Origin of the sequence: Rhizomicrobium electricum (genome assembly GCF_011762045.1) — a bacterium.
In the GTDB taxonomy this organism is placed as follows: Bacteria; Pseudomonadota; Alphaproteobacteria; order Micropepsales; family Micropepsaceae; genus Rhizomicrobium; species Rhizomicrobium electricum.
The window spans coordinates 142,674-161,461 of the sequence record NZ_JAASQS010000006.1 but is presented as its reverse complement, the minus strand read 5'-3'; the positions used below and the strand labels follow the sequence as shown (position 1 = coordinate 161,461).

The following is an 18,788-nucleotide window of genomic DNA, read 5'->3' as shown; positions in this document are numbered from 1 at the left end:
GATGGTCAAACTGAATCGCATTTACACCCGCACCGGCGACGCCGGACAGACCGGCCTCGGCGACGGCACCCGCATCGACAAGGATGCTCTGCGGATGGAAGCCCTCGGCAGCGTCGACGAAGCCAATGCCGCGCTTGGATTGGCCCGCCTCGCCGCCGGCGGCGACATCGATGCCATGCTCGGCCGCATCCAGAACGATTTGTTCGATCTCGGCGCCGATCTCTGCGTGCCCGAAAAGGATGGCGAGGAAGGTCCGCACCTTCGCATCGTGAGCGAACAGGTGGAGCGGCTCGAACACGAAATCGATGCCATGAACGCGACGCTGGCGCCGCTCAATTCGTTCGTCTTGCCGGGCGGAACGCCGCTGGCGGCCGAACTGCATCTGGCCCGCACCATCGTGCGCCGGGCCGAACGGGATATCGTGGCACTGGCCAAGGCCGAGAAAGTAGGCACCGCGGCGCTTGCCTACATCAACCGGCTATCGGATCACCTGTTCGTCTTGAGCCGCCTCGCCAACGGCGGCAACGACGTGCTGTGGGTGCCGGGCAAGAACCGCTGAATTATGCGGCCTCTTCCCGCTTGTGGCCGGCGAAGAAGGTGATGAAGAAACCGATAAAGCCGATCGACCACGCCGGAATGCCGAGCACCAACAGAACGGCACTGGCGCCCCATTGCGGCAAGGTCCGCCCCAGCCACGCGGTGAAGGCGGCGACCGCACTCTTGTCGAAAATCGCCCACACATCGAGGAACGAGCGCAGCGTGATCTGACCTTGATGCTCGAGGGTCGTCACCATGTCGGCGCCGAGCAGCATCAAAGCGAGGCCCAACAGGATGAGCCCCACATAGCTGAGAAACGTACGCATCGAAGACCCCCGTCGACCACAGGCGGATTGTGACGCGAAACGGCGCGGGCACAAGATGCTTAGCGCAGGTTAACCATCCCTGGCGTTATTTTTCCGGATAGGGCGTTCCGTCGCGCGTGGTGTAGGTGCCTTTGGGGCCATCCCAGACGAGATCGGCATCCGGATAATAGCAGGTATCCTTGTCGCCCGGCGTGCGGGTGCCGACTTCGAGAACCTGCGCCGGATGTGCGGATTTGTTGACGAGGTGGTGGCCGTTGGGATCGTTCGCCTTGAACGCCGCGCAATCGCCCGCCTTCAAAACATGTTCGCCGGCATCGTCGATCAGCACGACCTCGCCGGAAACGACGAAGACGAACTCGTCTTCCTCGACGTGCCAATGACGCTGCGCCGACCACACGCCCGGCTGCAACGTCAAGAGATTGACGCCGAACTGGGTCAGTCCGCCGGCATCGCCGAGCTGCTGGCGCACGCGATCGAGACACGGCGTGTCGTAAGGCTTGGGATAGCGGGTTCCGCGGCGTTCGGGGGCGGTCTCGATGTCGATCTTGGGCATGGATGTCTCCCTCGTTCCGAGGGGAGCCTAAAACAAAACCGCCCGCGACAGCTATGCCGCGAGCGGTTCCATTCTATGCAGAAACGGAAACGTTACTCGTCTTTGGGCTCTTCCGTCTTTGCTTCCGGAGCGCCGCCTTCTTCGCGGTGACCCCGGCCGTGATGGTCGCGCCGGCCGCGGCCGCCGCGGTCGCGGTGTTCGCGGTGACCGCCGCCATGGCCGCCCTGATCTTCCTCGAACGGCTGGCCGTTCGCGGCGGCTTCCGCCTTCAGCTTCTCGGTGATGTCCTCGCCGGTCGTCTGATCGACGACCTTCATGGAGAGACGCACCTTGCCGCGATCGTCGAAGCCGAGCAGCTTCACTTTCACGGTGTCGCCTTCCTTGACGACATCGGTGGTCTTGGCGACGCGCTTGGGCGCCAGTTCCGAGATGTGGACGAGGCCGTCGCGCGGACCGAAGAAGTTCACGAAGGCGCCGAAGTCCATCACCTTGACGACCTTGCCGTCGTAGATTTCGCCGACTTCCGGCTCGGCCACGATCGACTTGATCCACTTGAGGGCCGCGCGGATCGACTCGCCGTCGGCCGACGCGATCTTCACGGTGCCGTCGTCTTCGATGTTGATCTTGGCGCCGGTCTTTTCGACGATTTCGCGGATGACCTTGCCGCCCGAGCCGATCACTTCGCGGATCTTGTCGGTCGGGATCTTGATGGTCTCGATGCGCGGCGCGTGTTCGCCGAGCTCGTCGCGGCTGTGGGTGATCGCCTTGGCCATTTCGCCGAGGATGTGCAGACGCCCGGCCTTGGCCTGATCGAGCGCGGTGCGCATGATCTCTTCGGTGATGCCGGAGATCTTGATGTCCATCTGCAGCGCGGTGACGCCGTTTTCGGAACCGGCCACCTTGAAGTCCATGTCGCCGAGGTGATCTTCGTCACCCATGATGTCCGACAGGACGACATAACGGTCGCCTTCGAGGATCAGGCCCATGGCGATGCCCGCGGTCGGCTTGGCCAGCGGAACGCCGGCATCCATCAGCGCCAGCGAAGTGCCGCAGACGGTCGCCATCGACGAGGAACCGTTGGATTCGGTGATCTCCGACACCACGCGCAGCGTGTAGGGGAACTCGTCCTTCTTCGGCAGCAGCGGGTGAATGGCGCGCCAGGCGAGCTTGCCGTGGCCGATTTCGCGGCGGCCCGGCGAACCCATGCGGCCCGTTTCGCCCACCGAATAGGGCGGGAAGTTGTAATGCAGCATGAAGTGCTGCTTGAACGTGCCTTCCAGGCTGTCGACGAACTGCTCGTCTTCGCCGGTGCCGAGGGTGGCAACGACCAGGGCCTGGGTTTCGCCGCGGGTGAACAGCGCCGAACCGTGGGTGCGCGGCAGGACGCCGACCTGCGCCAGGATCGGACGCACGGTGACGAGATCGCGGCCGTCGATGCGCTTCTTGGTGTCGAGCACCATGTTGCGCATGACCTGGGCTTCGACTTCGTGCCAGACCGAATTGAACTTCTGCTCGTCGAGCTTGCCTTCGCCGACGAATTCCGCGACGGCTTTCGCCTTGATCTCGTCCTTCTTGGCGTAGCGCGTCTGCTTCTCGGAGATGTGGAACGCCGCCAAAAGATCGGCACTCGAGAACGCCTTGACCTTCTCGATGATCTCTTTGGTGTCGTTGACCGGCAGTTCGCGCGGTTCCTTGGCGCACTTCTCGGCCATACGGATGATCATGTCGATCACCGGCTGCATCGACTTGTGGCCGAACATCACGGCGCCGAGCATCTCGGATTCCGAGAGTTCCTGGGCTTCCGATTCCACCATCAGCACCGCATCCGCGGTACCGGCGACCACGAGGTCGAGCTTGGATTCGGGCAGCTTGTCGACCGGCGTGTTGAGAACGTATTCGCCGTCGATATAGCCGACGCGGGCACCGGCGATCGGGCCCATGAAGGGAATGCCGGAAATCGTCAGTGCCGCCGACGCGGCAACCAACGCCACGATGTCGGGATCGTTCTCCATGTCATGGGAGAGAACGGTGATGATGACCTGGGTTTCGTTCTTGTAGCCGTCGGCGAACAGCGGACGGATCGGGCGGTCGATCAGGCGCGAGGTCAGGGTTTCGCGCTCGGTGGGACGGCCTTCCCGCTTGAAATAGCCGCCCGGAATCTTGCCGGCGGCGAAATACTTTTCCTGGTAATTGACGGTGAGGGGGAAGAAGTCGATGCCCGGCTTCGGCTGCTTGGCGCCGACGACCGTCGCCAGCACCACCGTTTCGCCATAGGTCGCCAGAACGGCACCGTCGGCTTGGCGGGCTATCCTGCCCGTCTCAAGCGTGAGCTTGCGCCCGCCCCATTCGATTTCCTCTCGAGTGATATTGAACATTTGCTACTTTCCTTCATTCCCGCGCGGCCGGATTGCCGAGCGGCATTTTCCTGTTCCCGTCATTGCAGGATGCAGGAATCCGAGCGCACGCGCCCCACCAGAGGCGCGTGCGGGGAATCACACCATACTATGGATAGGGCCGCGATCAGCGACGCAGTCCGAGGCGCGCGATCAGCGATTCATAGCGCTTCACGTCGGTCGCCTTGACATAGTCGAGCAGGCGGCGGCGCTGCGAAACCATCTTGATGAGGCCGCGGCGCGAGTGGTTGTCCTTAGCGTGACCTTTAAAGTGCTCAGTGAGATTGGCAATGCGCTCGGAGAGCACGGCCACCTGCACTTCCGGCGAACCGGTGTCGCCCGGAGTCGTCGCATATTCCTTGATCAGTTCGGCTTTACGGTCGGCAGTGATCGTCATAACAACAAGTATCCTCGGTCATCCAAAGTTGAACACACGAAACGGCCTTAGTTCCCCGGCTTCGAAGCTGGTGAGCGCAACCGGCTCGCCTTCGCCCGTGGAGCAATAGACCGTGAGCCCTTGAAGATCGTCGCCTGCGTGGCTTTCCGTGATCCGCGCGAACATCGCCGGTCGGATCAAAATCGGATTGCCGCTTTTCAGGCGAACCGCATCCGGCCCAGTGACCGCCAGTGCCGGGATGCCGTCCAGCGCGGTGGAAATGGGCCTCAAGTGCTCGAAAGCGGCCGGACTATGCATAAAACCCTCCAGCGAATCCAGCCTGACGGCGTCTTCGACATGGAAAGACCCCACCCGCGTCCGGCGGAGGGCGGAAACATGGCCGAGGCAGCCCAAGGCCTGCCCCACATCGCGCACCCAAGCGCGGACGTAAGTGCCTTTGCCGCAATGCATTTCGAATTCGGCATGGTCGGCGTCGGGGATAGCGACCAGCCGGACTTGGCGCACAAAAACCGTGCGTGCCTCCAGTTCGACCACATCCCCGTCCCGCGCAATATCGTAAGCCCGCTCGCCAGCGACCTTGATGGCCGAATAGGAGGGCGGAATTTGGGTGATAAGACCTTGGAATTGCGGGAGGACTTCCTCTATTTCGGCTTTGGTCGGACGCTTGTCCGTGGTGCCGGTGACCGCCCCTTCGGTGTCGTCGGAATCCCGTCCCTCGCCCCAGCGGGCGGTGAAGGTATAGGTCTTCTCGGCGTCCATGGCGTAGGGCACGGTCTTGGTCGCCTCGCCCAGCGCCACCGCCAGAACCCCGGTCGCCATCGGATCGAGGGTGCCGGCATGACCCGCTTTCTGGGCTTCGAACACACGCCGGACCTTGGCCACAACCTGCGTCGATGTGACCCCGATCGGCTTGTCGACGATCACCCAGCCGTGAACCGGATTACCCTTCTTGCGTCGGCCCATCTTCTTTTCCTTGGCCTTCGTCGCTCGAGTCCGGGTCGTCGCCGTCGTTCTTGGCGAGGTCCTGCTGCACCCGCTCGGACTTCAGAAGGATCTCGATCTTTTCGGCCTCGGCGAACGACTTGTCTTCGACGAAGCGCAGATCGGGGGTGAATTTGAGGTCGATCATGTGGCCCATCTGACCGCGCAGGTAGGCCTTGTTGCGGTTCAGAGCCTTGATGATCTTGTCGGCATCCTTGCCGCCCAAGGGTTCGCAATAGACGGTGGCGTGGCGCATGTCACCGGACGGCAGAACCTGCGTGATCGTCACCGATACGCCGGCCAGATCGGGATCGCGGATGTCGCCGCGGAACAGGATGGTCGCCAGCGCATGGCGCAGCATTTCGCCGACGCGAAGCTGGCGCTGGGTGGGACCGAGATCGGAACGGGCGGAATGTCCGCGGGAACGGGGCCGGGGCATGAAAGCCTCCACATACGAAGACGGCACCGCACGCATGTCGCGCGATGCCGCCGCTGGATAGATCCTAAAGGGCGCGCTGGATCGTCTCGACCTCGAAGGCCTCGATGACGTCGCCCTTCTGGATGTCCTGGTAATTGGCGAAGGCCATGCCGCATTCCTGGCCGACCTGCACTTCCTTCACCTCGTCCTTGAAGCGCTTCAAGGTGCTGAGTTCGCCTTCGTGCACCACGACGTGATCGCGGATGAGGCGGACCTTGGCGCCGCGGCGGACCACGCCTTCGGTGACGCGGCAGCCGGCGACCTTGCCGACCTTGGTGATGGTGAACACCTCGAGGATTTCGGCATTGCCGAGGAACTTTTCGCGCGTCTCCGGCGCCAGCATGCCCGACAACGCGGCTTTGATGTCGTCCACCACGTTGTAGATGATGTTGTAGTAGCGGATCTCGACGCCGTCGCGCTTGGCCCGTTCGCGCGCCAGTTTGTCGGCACGAACGTTGAAGCCGATGATGGCGCCGCCCGAGGCATGGGCGAGAATGACGTCGCTTTCGGTGATGCCGCCGACGCCCGACTGCAACACCTGGACGCCGACTTCGTCGGTGCCGAGCTTGTTGAGGGCGCCGTCGATCGCTTCCGTCGAACCCTGCACGTCGGCTTTCAATACCAGCGGCAAGAGCTTGCGTTCGCCGGCGGCCCGCTGCTTGAGCAACTGGTCGAGAGTCTGGCGGGAACTGGTCGCTTGGCGGGCTTCGCGGCGCTTGCGGGCGCGATACTCGGTGACTTCGCGCGCGCGTGCTTCGTTTTCCACCACCACGAAATCATCACCGGCTTCCGGCGCCGCGGAGAGGCCGAGGATTTCGACCGGCACCGCAGGACCGGCGCTCGGCACCGTCTCGCCGCGCTCGTTCTGCAACAGACGCACGCGGCCCCATTCGGAACCGGCCACGACGATGTCGCCGACCTTGAGCGTGCCGCGCTGGACCAGAGCGGTGGCCACCGGACCGCGGCCGCGATCGAGCTTGGCTTCGATGATGGCGCCTTCCGCCGTGCGGTTCGGGTTGGCCTTGAGGTCGAGCACTTCGGCTTGGAGCAGGATCATCTCGGTCAGCTTGTCGAGATTGATCTTCTTCTTGGCCGACACTTCCACCGCAATGGTTTCGCCGCCGAGGTCTTCGACCTGGATTTCGTGCTGCAGCAGTTCGGTCTTCACCCGCATCGGATCGGCGCCGCCCATGTCGATCTTGTTGATCGCCACGATGATCGGAACGCCCGCCGCCTTGGCGTGCGCGATGGCTTCCACCGTTTGCGGCATGACGCCGTCGTCGGCCGCCACCACCAGCACCACGATGTCGGTCACCTCGGCACCGCGGGCGCGCATCGCCGTGAAGGCGGCGTGGCCGGGGGTGTCGATGAAGGTGATCTTCTGGCCGGTCTTGAGCTGCACCTGATAGGCGCCGATATGCTGCGTGATGCCGCCGGCTTCGCCGCCCACCACATCGGTGGCGCGCAGCGCATCGAGCAGCGAGGTCTTGCCGTGGTCGACGTGGCCCATGACGGTCACGACCGGCGGACGCGACTGCATTTCTTCGGCGGCATCCTCGCCGCCCTTGAGACCTTCGAGCACGTCGGAATCGGCGACGCGCTTGACGGTATGGCCGTATTCGGCGGCAACGAGTTCGGCGGTGTCGGCGTCGATCACGTCGTTCACCGTCGCCATCATGCCGTTCTTCATCAGCACCTTGATGACGTCGACGGCGCGCCGCGCCATGCGGTTGGCGAGTTCCGACACCGTGATGGTTTCCGGAATCGTCACTTCGCGCGGACCGGCCGGGCCGGCCTGCTGCACGACCTGACCCTTGTTCATGCGCTGCAGATGGCGGCGGAACGAAGCGACCGAACGCGTCCGTTCGTCGTCACCCGACAAAGCCTTGGTGACTGTCAGCTTGCCGCGGCGGCGATCGCCGTCGCTGCCCTTTTTGGCGGCCGGCGCCTTCACCGGCACTTTGACGCCCGCCTTCTTGGGCGCGGACTCTTCTTCCTCTTCCTTGACCACCAGCTTGCGGCGCGGCGGTTCGGCCGGCTTGGGGCCGGTCGTCGCGGCGGGGGCCGCCGGCGGAGCGCCGGCAGGCTTGAAGCCAGCAGGTTTGGCGCCCGGAGCGCGGGTTGCCGGCGCATGCGTCACCGGAGCGGGAGCGGTGTCGTCCTTGTTTTCCTTTTCGAGGCGGCGCTTGGCTTCGTCTTCGGCGCGCTTCTTGGCGGCCTCTTCGGTGGCCTTGCGGGCATCCTCTTCCGCTTTGCGCTTGGCGGCGGCTTCGCGCTCGATCTTGAGCCGCGCTTCTTCCTCGGCGCGGCGGCGGGCTTCTTCTTCGGCAGCTTTGCGCGCTTCCTCTTCGGCGATGCGGGCATCGGCAAGAGCGGCGCCGCGGCGGGCCTTTTCTTCATCGGTCAGCTGACGCAGCACCACGCCCGGACGGGCCGATGCCGCTGCTGCCGGTTTGGGCGCTGCAGGCTGAGCGGCCGGAGCCGGCGCGGCGGCCTTCGGCGTCTCCTTGACGGGAGCGGCAGGCTTGCCCGGCTCGACGCGGGTACGCTTCTTCTCGACCACCACCGCCTTGGTGCGGCCATGGGAGAAGCTCTGCTTCACCGTCGAGGTTTCGGTCTTCTTCAGCGACAGCGTTTTGTGCGCGGCGGCCGGCTTTTTGGTATCGTTCGTGTCGCTCATAACGTGCTTTCGTCCTGGGCTGGGCCCTTGAAGTCAGACGGCTTCGCCTTGAGGCCCGCCAGTCTTACGGAATTCAAAATCAGTCGATCCGCCAGGGCACCCGGCCTGATGGCGGCGTGTACCACATTCTCCCGCCCCAACGCCAAGCTCAGCTCGTCCCGGCTGAGGACATCGAGGAAGCGGACGTCGAGTTCGCGGCTTTTGACCGCCGAGCGCAATTTGCGGCGGCCGTCATCGGAGGAACCGGCGGCGTGGAACATCAGCGCCGGCGGGATTTTCTTGTCGAGGGCCCGCATGGCACTGTCGAATCCGACATCGGCGAGTCCGGCCCGCCGCGCCATACCGAGATCGGCCTTGATCCGCTCCGCCAGAAGATGGGCGACGTGATCGGCAAGATCGGGGGCAACCTTCACCTTGGCCTTGGCGGCCCTGGAAAAATCGCCTTTGACGATCGCCTTGGCAAAGGCGGTGCGGTTGGCGGTCAGCCAGATGCCGCGACCCGGCAGTTTGCCGTCGAGATCGGGAACGACGTCGCCGTCGGGGCTTACGACGAAACGGACGAGCTTCTCCGCCGGCAGAACCGCACCGGTGGCGATGCAGCGCCGCTCGCGCGAGGCGCCCTCATTGTCTGTGGTGGCCGCCAGCATGGGGCGCCCTCCCCGCAGTGATCGCCAAAACCCGTTCCAGTGCTCGTCACTCCTTCAATCAGGGCCGGAAAGGGGGCTCTTATAGCCGGTCCCTCCGGTCTTGCCTATCAGCAAAACATCCAACTTTTCGAAGCGCTTAGGCTTCGGCCTCGGGCGCCTCGCCGTTGTCTTCGGCAACTTCCTCGCCGTCCGCCGCCACTTCCTCTTCGACCGGCGCCTCGATCCAGCCGGCCTTGACGCGGGCCTTCATGATGATGGCGTTGGCATCGTCAGCGGTAAGATCGAAGCCTTCGAGCGCCCCGGCGATGCGGACGCGCTCCTTGTCCTTGGTGATTTCGTAGTAGCCCAAGAGATCGTCGGTGGCACAACCAGCCAGGTCTTCCAAGGTCTTGATCTCGTGCTCGCCGAGCGCCGCGGCCATCGCCGTGGTGACTCCGTCCACTTCCAGGACGGCATCCTCGACACCGAGTTCGCGGCGCTTGTCGTCCATTTCCTTGTTGCGCGCTTCGATGAACTCGACGGCGCGGCTCTGCAGTTCCTGGGCGGTCTCCTCGTCGAAGCCTTCCACCGAAGCGAGATCGTGCAAGTCGACATAGGCGACATCTTCGATTTCGCCGAAACCTTCGGACGCGAGCAACTGGGCGACGGTCTCGTCGACATCCAGGCTTTCCATGAACAACGCCGTGCGGGTGGCGAATTCCTTCTGGCGGCGCTCCGATTCCTCGGCTTCCGTCAGAATGTCGATCTGCCAGCCGGTGAGCTGGGAGGCCAGACGCACATTCTGGCCGCGGCGGCCGATGGCGAGCGAGAGCTGCTCGTCGGGCACCACCACTTCGACGCGGTGGGCATCTTCGTCGAGCACGACTTTGGAGACTTCCGCCGGCGCCAGCGCGTTGACGATGAAGGTCGCCGCTTCGCCCGACCACGGAATGATGTCGATGCGCTCGCCTTGCAGCTCCTGCACCACGGCCTGGACGCGCACGCCGCGCATACCGACGCAGGCGCCGACCGGATCGATCGAGGAATCCTTCGAGATCACGGCGATCTTGGCTCGGGAGCCCGGATCGCGCGCCACGGCGCGGATTTCGATGATGCCGTCGTAGATTTCCGGCACTTCCTGCGCGAACAGGCGGACCATGAACTGGGGATGTGAACGCGACAGGAAAATCTGCGGACCCCGCGTTTCCTTGCGCACGTCGTAGATATAGGCGCGGATGCGATCGCCGGCGCGGAAGTTCTCGCGCGGGATCATCTCGTCGCGGCGGACCACGCCTTCGGCGCGGCCGAGGTCGACCACCACCGAGCCGAATTCCGAGCGCTTGACGATGCCGTGAATGATTTCGCCGATGCGATCCTTGTATTCGTCGTACTGGCGGGCGCGTTCGGCTTCGCGCACGTTCTGCACGATCACCTGCTTGGCGGCCTGGGCGGCGATGCGGGTGAATTCCACCGGCGGCAGCGTCTCGGCGATGATGTCGCCGATCATGGCCGAAGGATTGCGCGCCTGGGCGTCGGCAAGGCTGATTTCGATCTTGTCGTTCTCGACCGCTTCGACCACGTGCAGATAGCGGGAGACGTGGGTCTCGCCGGTCTTGGGATCGATCTCGACCTTGATCTCGTTTTCGGCGCCGTAGCGGGCCTTGGCGGCCTTCTGCATCGCCTCTTCCATGGCGCCGAGCACGACCTGCTTGTCGATCGACTTGTCGCGCGCGACCGCATCGGCGATCTGCAAGAGTTCGGTACGGTTTGCGGCAATCGCTGCCATGGTCAGTGCTCCTTATGCGCGCCACGCGCCTTCAGATCTTCTTCAATCAGCTTGTCGGTAAGAACGAGTTTCGCCTCCGCAATCGCAGCGAAGGGAAGCGTGAGGGTATCCTTGCCCGCGTCGATGACGACGTCGGAGCCTTCGAGGCCCTTCAAAATGCCGCGGAACCGCTTGCGGCCGTCGATCGCGGCGGAGAGATCGATCTTGGCTTCGTGACCGGCCCAGCGGGCGAAATCGGTGAGGCGCGTCAGCGGCCGGTCGATACCGGGCGACGAAATTTCGAGATTGAATTCGCCGGGCACCGCATCGGGTTCGGCATCGAAGAAATCCGACAGCGCGCGCGAAAGCTCGGCGCAATCCTCGACATTCATCGAGCCGTCGGGCCGTTCGGCCATGATCTGCAGGGTTTTGACCTTGCCGCCCATCATGCGCAGACGCACCAAGCGAAACCCCGCCGCCTCGATGACGGGCGCCAGGACCGGTTCCAGATGATGCATTGCCGACAGTATGGCAGCAGTTCCTTCGTGTGTGGGGGTATCCCACAAGCCAAACCTTTTTCCCGCGGCGGCCTCCGTAGACCGCCACACAACAGCATTCTGTTGTCTGGGATGGGCGCTATGTAACCGCGAAACGGTGAAATTACAAGCTGGCCACTTTTCGGGACGTCACTTTTTCTGCTGCAGATCGATGGTCACTTCGCCGTTGTCGGTCTGTGTGGCAGCCGGCTTGTTGCCGAACAACTCGCGCACCGGTTCGGGGCTGGAAAACAGCCAGATGACGGTTCCGATCATGCCCGCCAGGAACACGGCAGCGATGGCGACGGTGCCGAGATCGGCCGGATGCGGCCACACCCATTTGGGATCGTCTTTGTCGTCGTCGGGATGGGTCATGCTCATGGTTTTAAACCCATATCGTGGCGGGAGATAGGCGCCGGAGGCAGCGGCCGCTGTCAGCCGGCGAAGACCCGGATGAAAGAATAATACACCGGCGGGCCGTGCAGCGCCTTGGCTTCATAGCGGGTCGGCGGCCAGTTCGCCGGACGGGCGGTGAAATCGGCCGGACTTTTCGCGGTCCAGGCGAATGCGGGGTGGGCGAGCGCCCGTTCCAGGGTCCAGGCGGCATACCCGGCATCGTCGCTGGCGAAACGGAACTCGCCGCCGGGGCGAAGCACCCGCGCGAACGCGGTCAGCATTTCGGTCTGGACGAAGCGGCGCTTGTGGTGACGGGTCTTCGGCCAGGGATCGGGGAACAGCACGAAAATCTTGCCTAACGTGCCGTCCGGCAAGGCGGCGAGAATATCCCGCGCGTCGCCTTCATGGATGCGCAGATTGGGCGGCGGATCGTCGGCCATATGCGAGAGCAGCTTGGCGACGCCGGATTCATAAGGCTCGGCACCGATCAGACCGACCGACGGATTGCTCCGCGCCAGCGCCAGCATGTGCTCGCCGGCGCCGAAGCCGACTTCGAGCCAGACGTCTTCGACGGGCGGCGCGAAACACGTGCGCGGATCGGCGCCCGGAACGATCGTCAGCGCGTGGGCCGGCAACAGGGTGCGGCGCAAGTCTTCCTTGTGCGCCGACAGTTTCGGGCCCTTGCGGCGGCCGTAGAGTTTCTTCTGGAACTGCTCGTGCTCGAACATGGGCGCTCGAAAAAGAGAAAGGCGAGCCGGTATCCGCCCGCCTTCCAAAATCAATCCCTGCCAAATCAATCCCTGGTGGGACGATCAGAACGCGTTCTTGAGGGCGTCGACCAGATCGGTCTTTTCCCACGAGAAGCCGCCGTCGGCATCGGGGGTACGGCCGAAATGGCCATAGGCCGCGGTGCGGGCATAGATCGGCTTGTTGAGGCCGAGGCGCTCGCGGATGCCGCGGGGCTTCAGCGAAACCAGTTCCGGCAGAATGAGTTCCAGTTTGGCTTCGTCGACTTTGCCGGTGCCGTGGGTGTCGACATAGACCGACAGCGGCTCGGAAACGCCGATGGCATAGGCGAGCTGGATGGTCGCCTTGTCGGCAAGGCCCGCGGCAACCACGTTTTTCGCCAGATAGCGGGCGGCATAAGCGGCCGAGCGGTCGACCTTGGTCGAGTCCTTGCCCGAGAAGGCGCCGCCGCCGTGCGGGGCCGCGCCGCCGTAAGTGTCGACGATGATCTTGCGGCCGGTAAGGCCGGAGTCGCCATCCGGGCCGCCGACCACGAAGGCGCCGGTCGGATTGATGTGCCAGACGGTCTTGGGGGTGATCCAGCCGACCGGCAGGGCTTCACGGACATAGGGTTCGACTACGGCGCGGACGTCGGCCGAGGTCATCGAGGCATCCAGGTGCTGGGTCGACACCACGATCTGGGTGACTTCCACCGGCTTGCCGTTGACATAGCGCAGGGTGACCTGGCTCTTGGCGTCCGGGCCGAGCTTCGGTTCCTTGCCGGCATGACGGGCTTTCGCCATCAATTCCAGGATCTTATGGCTATAGGCGATGGGCGCCGGCATCAGCACCGGGGTCTCGTTGCAGGCATAGCCGAACATGATGCCCTGGTCGCCCGCGCCTTCGTCCTTGTTGCCCGAGGCGTCGACGCCCTGAGCGATATCCGGCGACTGCGAGTGCAGCAGCACCTCGACCTTGCAGGTGGCGTGGTGGAAGCCGTCCTGCTCGTAGCCGATCGACTTGATCGCTTCACGCGCGACCGCTTCGACCATGGCATGGGTGATTTCTTTGGGGCCGCGGGTTTCGCCGGCGATCACGACGCGGTTGGTGGTCGCGAGCGTTTCCGCTGCGCAGCGCAAATCCCACGGCGAATAGCCGTGCTTGGGGCCTTCCCGGAAGAACAGATCGACGATTTCGTCCGAAATCCGGTCGCACACCTTATCGGGGTGACCTTCCGAGACGCTTTCGCTGGTGAACAGATAGTCTGACCGCGCCATATGCAAAGCCCTTCTTACCGCGCCCTGCGGGCGCTCCGTTTGAGGGGACTCCTCGCAGGTAATGGGGCGGGGGTCAATGAGCATATGCACATTTCGGCATATGTTTGCCGGGCTCCACCGGTCCCTGCGGCCTTGGGGCGCATATTCTCCAGACGGCGAGTGCCCAAATGGAACTGGCAACCCTGAGGCGAAGCTCATGCCCGTTCCATTCCAAGGCGGCTGCCGTTGTGGCGCCGTCCGCTATGAAGTCACCGCCGAGCCGATCGCTGTGGTCGACTGCCACTGCCGCGATTGCCAGTATTCCTCGGGCACCGGCTTCGCGACGATCGTGCTGGTGCCGCGCCCGGCCTTTCGCCAGCTTTCGGGCACGACACAGGGCCATACGGTGACGGCCGACAGCGGCAACAAGGTCACCCGCCATTTCTGCCCGACCTGCGGCACGCCGCTGTTCGGGGAAAACGAAACCAAGCCCGGCGTGTTGGCCATCAAGGCCGCCAGCCTCGACGATCCCAGTGCGCTGAAAGTCATGGCGGCGATTTTCACCAAGTCGGCCCAGCCGTGGAGCCATCTCGACCCCGCCCTGCCCGCCTTTGTTGGGATGCCGCCGGCGCCGCCGCCTAAAGGATGAAGCGGCTGAGGTCCTGGTCCTTGGAAAGGTCCTCCACCCGCGCCTTCACATAAGCGGCATCGATGGTGAGCGTGTCGCCCTGCTTTTCGCTGGCGACGAAACTGATCTCGTCGAGCACACGCTCCATCACCGTCTGCAGCCGGCGGGCGCCGATGTTCTCGACCGTCGCATTGACCGCGGCCGCGACCTCGGCGATGGCGGCGATGCCGTCGGGCGTGACCTCGAGAGTGACGCCTTCGGTTTTCATCAGCGCCACATACTGTTTGATCAGGCTGGCTTCGGGCTCGGTGAGAATCCGTTCGAAATCCTCGCGGGTCAGTGCCTTCAGTTCGACGCGGATCGGCAGACGCCCCTGCAACTCCGGCAGAAGGTCGGACGGTTTCGCGGTGTGGAACGCACCCGAGGCGATAAAGAGGATGTGATCGGTCTTCACCTGGCCGTGCTTGGTGGCGACCGTGGTGCCTTCGATCAACGGCAGCAAATCGCGCTGCACGCCTTCTCGGCTGACATCGCCGCCGCCGCGGAATTCGGACCGGGCACAGATCTTGTCGACTTCGTCGAGAAACACGATGCCGTTCTGCTCGACGGAATCGATCGCTTCGCGCGTCACCGCATCCTGGTCGAGCAGCTTGTCGGCTTCTTCGGCCAGGACCAGCGGGCGGGCGTCTTTCACCTTGATGCGGCGCGGCTTCGAGCGGCCGCCGAACAGCTTGCCGAAAGCGTCGCCGAGCCCGACCATCGAGATATTGGCGTTGGGCATGCCGGGGATTTCAAACTGCGGCATGCCGCCGGCATCTTTCATGTCGATTTCGATTTCGGTTTCTTCGAGTTCGCCGGCCCGCAAGGCGCGGCGCTTGCCGTCGCGCAGGGCGGCGGAGGGCCCCGCCAGCGCATCGAGCAAGCGATCCTCGGCGCGGTCTTCGGCGAGCGCTTCGACATCGCGGCGTTTGCGTTCGCGCACCTGGGCGATGGCGATCTCGACGAGGTCGCGCACGATCTGTTCGACATCGCGGCCGACATAACCGACTTCGGTGAACTTGGTGGCTTCCACCTTGAGGAACGGCGCCTGCGCCAGCTTGGCGAGGCGGCGCGAAATCTCGGTTTTGCCGACGCCGGTCGGCCCGATCATCAGAATGTTCTTGGGCAGCACCTCGTCGCGCAGTTCGGGCGCAAGCTGCTGACGGCGCCAGCGGTTGCGCAAGGCAATGGCGACGGCGCGCTTGGCGTCATGCTGACCGATGATGAAGCGGTCGAGTTCGGAGACGATTTCGCGGGGGGTAAAGGCACTGGCCATCAGACGGAAAGGCTTTCGATGACGACGTTTTCGTTGGTGTAGATGCAGATGTCGCCGGCGATCTTCATCGCTTTGCGGGCGATTTCTTCGGCGGAGAGATCGAGGTCGATCAGCGCCCGCGCCGCGGCGAGCGCATAGGGTCCGCCCGAGCCGATGCCGATCAGGCCGTCTTCCGGTTCGACCACATCGCCGGTGCCCGAGAGGATCAGGCTGGTCTGGCGGTCGGCCACCGCCATCATGGCTTCGAGACGGCGCAGATAGCGGTCGGTGCGCCAGTCCTTGGCCAGCTCGACGCACGCGCGGGCGAGATTGCCCGGATGCTGCTCCAGCTTGCCCTCGAGCCGCTCGAACAAGGCGAAGGCGTCGGCCGTAGCACCGGCAAACCCCGCAATCACGTCGCCCTTGCCGAGGCGGCGGACTTTTCGCGCATTGGATTTCATCACCGTGGCGCCCAGGGTGACCTGGCCGTCGCCGGCGACAAGAACGGTGCCGCCCTTACGGACGGACAGGATGGTGGTTGAACGCCATTTCTGATCGGACATGATACCCGTCTATATAGGGTAGGATTCGGGAATATGCAGCCTCTCGCGAAAATACCCCTGGTCGACCTTCGCGGCCATACGCCCTTGGAATTATTGTTCCTTTACCGGCGGCAAGCCAACGTTCTGCTCGACGGGGTGATGAGCCTCATTGGCGAGGGTCCGGGGCGGGTGGTGGCCAAGGCGACCGATGCGCTATCGCGGCGCTGGCTTGAGAAGACCAGCAACCCCTACTTGCCGGAAATCACCCTGATCGCCAACGCGCTCCACCGCCCCGGCGTTTACGCCCTCAACACTTGCCTCGAATGGGGCTGCACCAGCGGCGCCTGGGTCGGTCCCGACGGGCCGTTCCTGCGGCGGGTGCTCGACTGGCCGTTCCCGCGGTTGGGCGAATTCCCGGTGGTGGCGCACTACGCCGGCCGCACCGGTCCTTTCTTCGACGTCACCTGGCCCGGCTTCTGCGGCGTGCTCCAGGCCATGGCGCCCGGCCGCTTTGCCGCCTCGGTCAATCAAGCCCCCCGCCGCAAGCATGTCGGCGGCTTCGTCGGCGCCTGGGTGGCAGGACGTTTCAAGACCCACGCCCGGCTGGCGCTGCCGCCGGCCCATCTGTTGCGCCGGGTGTTCGAGACCGCGGCCGACTACACCAGCGCCCGCCAGATGCTGACCATGACCCCCTTGGCGGTGCCGGCCATATTCACGCTGACCGGCACCCACGCCAGCGAAGCCTGTGTCGTCGAGCGCACCGAAGATGCTTATGCCGTGCGCGAGCTGACGGCGGGGCGGGTCTGCGCCGCCAACCATTTCCTGTCCTCCCTCGATGACACCGAACTCGGCTGGAAGGCACGGCCGATCGACAGCGCGGGACGGCTCGCCCAGGCCATGACGCTGGCGAACGAAGAGGGTCTTTCCTGGTTCCATCCCCCGATCGCCAACGTCAACAGCCGGCTTGTCCTGGCCGCCAATGCCGCCACCGGCACCCTGACGGTGATGGGCACCCATGGCGCCGCGCCGGTGACCGAAATCTTTGAACTGGCAGCATAGGTTCTTTGTTAGTCCGGTCTTTGCTATGAAGACCGAGTGATTTGGAGGCGCCCATGCGCACCGCGACCGTCGAACGCAAAACCCGTGAAACCGAAATCATCGTTTCCCTCGACCTCGATGGCGCGGGCGAGTGCGATATCGACACCGGCGTCGGCTTTCTCGACCACATGCTGGAGAGCTTCGGCCGCCACGCCATGATCGACCTCAAGGTGCGGGCGCAAGGCGATCTGCATGTCGATTTCCACCACACCACCGAAGACAGCGCCATCGTCATCGGCCAGGCGGTGAAGAAGGCGCTGGGCGATTTCGCCGGCATCACCCGCTTCGGCTCGGCCGGCATTCCGATGGACGAAGCGTTCACCCGTGTCGCCATCGACGTCGCCGGGCGGCCGTATCTGGTGTGGAAGGTGAAGTTCACCCAGCCCAAGATCGGCGAGATGGACACCGAGCTGTTCAAGGAATGGTTCCAGGCCTTCGCTATGAACGCCGGCGTCTGCCTGCACGTCGAGAATTGCTACGGCGACAACAGCCACCACATTATCGAGACCTGCTTCAAAGGCCTTGCCCGCGCCTTGCGCCAAGCCATCGCCCCCGACGAACGCCTCGATGGCGAATTCGCGTCAACGAAGGGTGTGCTGGGCGAAAAGGACGATTGATCCGGTCGCCTTGACCTTCTGTTCCCGCTCCGTTCTAATGCGGAAATGGAAAACGGCTGTTCCAGCGAAAACGCATTGGGGGTCGCCCGCGGCGTCTCACGTCTGCTGATCCAGGAAGGCTATTCGCCGATCCTCGAATTCACGCTGGCCAACGGCCGGCGGCTGGATGTGGCGGCGATCGGGGCCGACGGCACCATGGTGGGCGTCGAGATCAAGGTCGCGGTCGCCGATCTCAAGGGCGATCAGAAATGGCCCGAGTATCTCGACTTCTGCGAGATGTTCTACTTCGCCATCCCGCCGGATTTTCCCGACGAGTATGTGCCTGCCTCGACCGGTCTCATCGTCGCCGACCGGTTCGGCGGCGCCATCGTGCGGCCCTCTCCGCGCACCGTGCTGCATCCCTCGCGGCGCAAAGCGGTGACGCTGAGTTTCGCGCGCGTGGCCGCCGAGCGGCTGTCGCAGATTTTGGAAGCCAGCAATGCTCTCTAAGGCCCAATTCGAAAAAATTGTTTTGTCGTTCGAAGGTGTCGAGAAAGGCACCTCGTATGGCCATCCGGCTTATGTTCTCGCCAAGAAATTCTTCACCCGGTTTCGGGCGGAGGACAATTCGGCCGTGCTGTTCGTCGGCTCGCTGGACGAACGCGAAATGCTGATGGAGGTGGAGCCGGAGATCTTTCACGTCACCAGCCACTACAAGGACTATCCCATCGTGTTGGCGCGGCTCGACAAGCTCGACGCCAAAACCTTGCGCGGCATGCTGCAACGCCACTGGGCCAACAACGCTCCCAAGAAGCTTGTGAACGGCACCGCCAAGAAGACGGTGAAGAAGGCCGCTCCAAAGCGGACCATTAAAAAAGCGCGCTAGGTTCCAGACTTCACACAGTCGTGATGCCGGCAGTGCTTCGCTTCATAGTGGTATGGTGCCGTTCGACCGCGACGCGGAAACAACCGCGCGAGGG

21 protein-coding genes are annotated in these 18,788 nt (G+C 64.0%); 6 read left to right on the top strand and 15 right to left on the bottom strand.

The features are described from left to right. Position 1 precedes the first annotated feature (1 nt). The gene (locus tag FHS84_RS13240; RefSeq protein ID WP_166935025.1) at positions 2 to 559 is read left to right on the top strand and encodes a cob(I)yrinic acid a,c-diamide adenosyltransferase; all 558 of its coding nucleotides are present in this window, start codon (positions 2 to 4) and stop codon (positions 557 to 559) included. A gap of 1 nt (position 560) precedes the next feature. On the opposite strand, the gene FHS84_RS13235 is transcribed toward FHS84_RS13240, so the two are convergent. The 13 genes from FHS84_RS13235 to metK all read right to left on the bottom strand — a co-directional run bounded on the left by FHS84_RS13235 (position 561) and on the right by metK (position 13,671). Continuing rightward, positions 561 to 863, bottom strand: a complete 303-nt coding sequence (locus FHS84_RS13235) for a hypothetical protein (RefSeq protein ID WP_166935023.1) — start codon at positions 861 to 863, stop codon at positions 561 to 563. Between the two features lie 85 nt (positions 864 to 948). Then, entirely contained in the window at positions 949 to 1,416 is a 468-nt protein-coding gene (locus FHS84_RS13230; protein WP_166935021.1) for a cupin domain-containing protein, read from the bottom strand. A gap of 92 nt (positions 1,417 to 1,508) precedes the next feature. Further along, positions 1,509 to 3,791 (bottom strand): polyribonucleotide nucleotidyltransferase, encoded by a 2,283-nt coding sequence (gene pnp, locus FHS84_RS13225; RefSeq protein WP_166935019.1) that lies wholly within the window; start codon positions 3,789 to 3,791, stop codon positions 1,509 to 1,511. Positions 3,792 to 3,936: 145 nt separating this feature from the next. Further along, complete coding sequence (gene rpsO, locus FHS84_RS13220) at positions 3,937 to 4,206, bottom strand: 30S ribosomal protein S15 (protein ID WP_166935016.1); 270 nt, start codon at positions 4,204 to 4,206, stop codon at positions 3,937 to 3,939. A gap of 18 nt (positions 4,207 to 4,224) precedes the next feature. Further along, the gene (truB, locus tag FHS84_RS13215; protein ID WP_166935014.1) at positions 4,225 to 5,169 is read right to left on the bottom strand and encodes a tRNA pseudouridine(55) synthase TruB; all 945 of its coding nucleotides are present in this window, start codon (positions 5,167 to 5,169) and stop codon (positions 4,225 to 4,227) included. Further along, on the bottom strand, positions 5,147 to 5,626 hold the full coding sequence (gene rbfA, locus FHS84_RS13210) for a 30S ribosome-binding factor RbfA (protein WP_166935012.1): 480 nt from the start codon (positions 5,624 to 5,626) through the stop codon (positions 5,147 to 5,149). The genes truB and rbfA overlap by 23 nt, the downstream gene beginning before the upstream one ends. A 64-nt stretch (positions 5,627 to 5,690) precedes the next feature. Next, a complete protein-coding gene (gene infB / locus FHS84_RS13205) occupies positions 5,691 to 8,345 on the bottom strand; it encodes a translation initiation factor IF-2 (protein WP_166935009.1) in 2,655 nt (884 codons plus the stop codon). Further along, complete coding sequence (locus FHS84_RS13200) at positions 8,342 to 8,992, bottom strand: RNA-binding protein (protein WP_166935007.1); 651 nt, start codon at positions 8,990 to 8,992, stop codon at positions 8,342 to 8,344. Before FHS84_RS13200 ends, infB begins: the two co-directional genes overlap by 4 nt. Before the next feature lie 136 nt (positions 8,993 to 9,128). Then, entirely contained in the window at positions 9,129 to 10,757 is a 1,629-nt protein-coding gene (gene nusA, locus FHS84_RS13195; protein ID WP_166935005.1) for a transcription termination factor NusA, read from the bottom strand. A gap of 2 nt (positions 10,758 to 10,759) precedes the next feature. Further along, the gene (gene rimP / locus FHS84_RS13190) at positions 10,760 to 11,254 is read right to left on the bottom strand and encodes a ribosome maturation factor RimP (RefSeq protein ID WP_166935003.1); all 495 of its coding nucleotides are present in this window, start codon (positions 11,252 to 11,254) and stop codon (positions 10,760 to 10,762) included. Between the two features lie 168 nt (positions 11,255 to 11,422). After that, the gene (locus tag FHS84_RS13185) at positions 11,423 to 11,653 is read right to left on the bottom strand and encodes a hypothetical protein (RefSeq protein WP_166935001.1); all 231 of its coding nucleotides are present in this window, start codon (positions 11,651 to 11,653) and stop codon (positions 11,423 to 11,425) included. A 53-nt stretch (positions 11,654 to 11,706) separates the two neighbouring features. Beyond that, positions 11,707 to 12,396, bottom strand: a complete 690-nt coding sequence (gene trmB, locus FHS84_RS13180; RefSeq protein ID WP_166934999.1) for a tRNA (guanosine(46)-N7)-methyltransferase TrmB — start codon at positions 12,394 to 12,396, stop codon at positions 11,707 to 11,709. Positions 12,397 to 12,480: 84 nt separating this feature from the next. After that, a complete protein-coding gene (metK, locus tag FHS84_RS13175) occupies positions 12,481 to 13,671 on the bottom strand; it encodes a methionine adenosyltransferase (RefSeq protein ID WP_166934997.1) in 1,191 nt (396 codons plus the stop codon). A 196-nt stretch (positions 13,672 to 13,867) separates the two neighbouring features. On the opposite strand from metK, the gene FHS84_RS13170 reads away from it, so the two are divergent. Further along, positions 13,868 to 14,299 carry a GFA family protein gene (locus FHS84_RS13170; protein ID WP_166934995.1) on the top strand — a complete coding sequence of 144 codons (432 nt, stop codon included), beginning with the start codon at positions 13,868 to 13,870 and terminating at the stop codon, positions 14,297 to 14,299. Here the strand turns inward: FHS84_RS13170 and hslU are convergent. Together hslU and hslV are read right to left on the bottom strand one after the other, a co-directional pair. Beyond that, positions 14,289 to 15,593: an ATP-dependent protease ATPase subunit HslU gene (hslU, locus tag FHS84_RS13165; RefSeq protein WP_166934993.1), complete on the bottom strand. Its 1,305-nt coding sequence runs from the start codon at positions 15,591 to 15,593 to the stop codon at positions 14,289 to 14,291. The genes FHS84_RS13170 and hslU overlap by 11 nt on opposite strands. Further along, on the bottom strand, positions 15,593 to 16,135 hold the full coding sequence (hslV, locus tag FHS84_RS13160) for an ATP-dependent protease subunit HslV (RefSeq protein ID WP_166934991.1): 543 nt from the start codon (positions 16,133 to 16,135) through the stop codon (positions 15,593 to 15,595). The genes hslU and hslV overlap by 1 nt, the downstream gene beginning before the upstream one ends. Before the next feature lie 33 nt (positions 16,136 to 16,168). Between hslV and FHS84_RS13155 the strand changes: the two genes are divergently transcribed. From FHS84_RS13155 to FHS84_RS13140, 4 genes are read left to right on the top strand one after another with little or no spacing between them, the layout of a single operon-like run. Then, a complete protein-coding gene (locus tag FHS84_RS13155) occupies positions 16,169 to 17,173 on the top strand; it encodes a C45 family peptidase (RefSeq protein WP_166934989.1) in 1,005 nt (334 codons plus the stop codon). A gap of 53 nt (positions 17,174 to 17,226) precedes the next feature. Further along, positions 17,227 to 17,829 (top strand): imidazoleglycerol-phosphate dehydratase HisB, encoded by a 603-nt coding sequence (gene hisB, locus FHS84_RS13150; protein WP_166934987.1) that lies wholly within the window; start codon positions 17,227 to 17,229, stop codon positions 17,827 to 17,829. A gap of 45 nt (positions 17,830 to 17,874) precedes the next feature. Continuing rightward, positions 17,875 to 18,318, top strand: coding sequence for an MmcB family DNA repair protein (locus FHS84_RS13145; protein WP_166934985.1), 444 nt, complete (start codon positions 17,875 to 17,877; stop codon positions 18,316 to 18,318). Beyond that, on the top strand, positions 18,308 to 18,694 hold the full coding sequence (locus FHS84_RS13140; protein ID WP_208393861.1) for an MmcQ/YjbR family DNA-binding protein: 387 nt from the start codon (positions 18,308 to 18,310) through the stop codon (positions 18,692 to 18,694). The genes FHS84_RS13145 and FHS84_RS13140 overlap by 11 nt, the downstream gene beginning before the upstream one ends. The last annotated feature ends 94 nt before the right edge of the window (positions 18,695 to 18,788 follow it).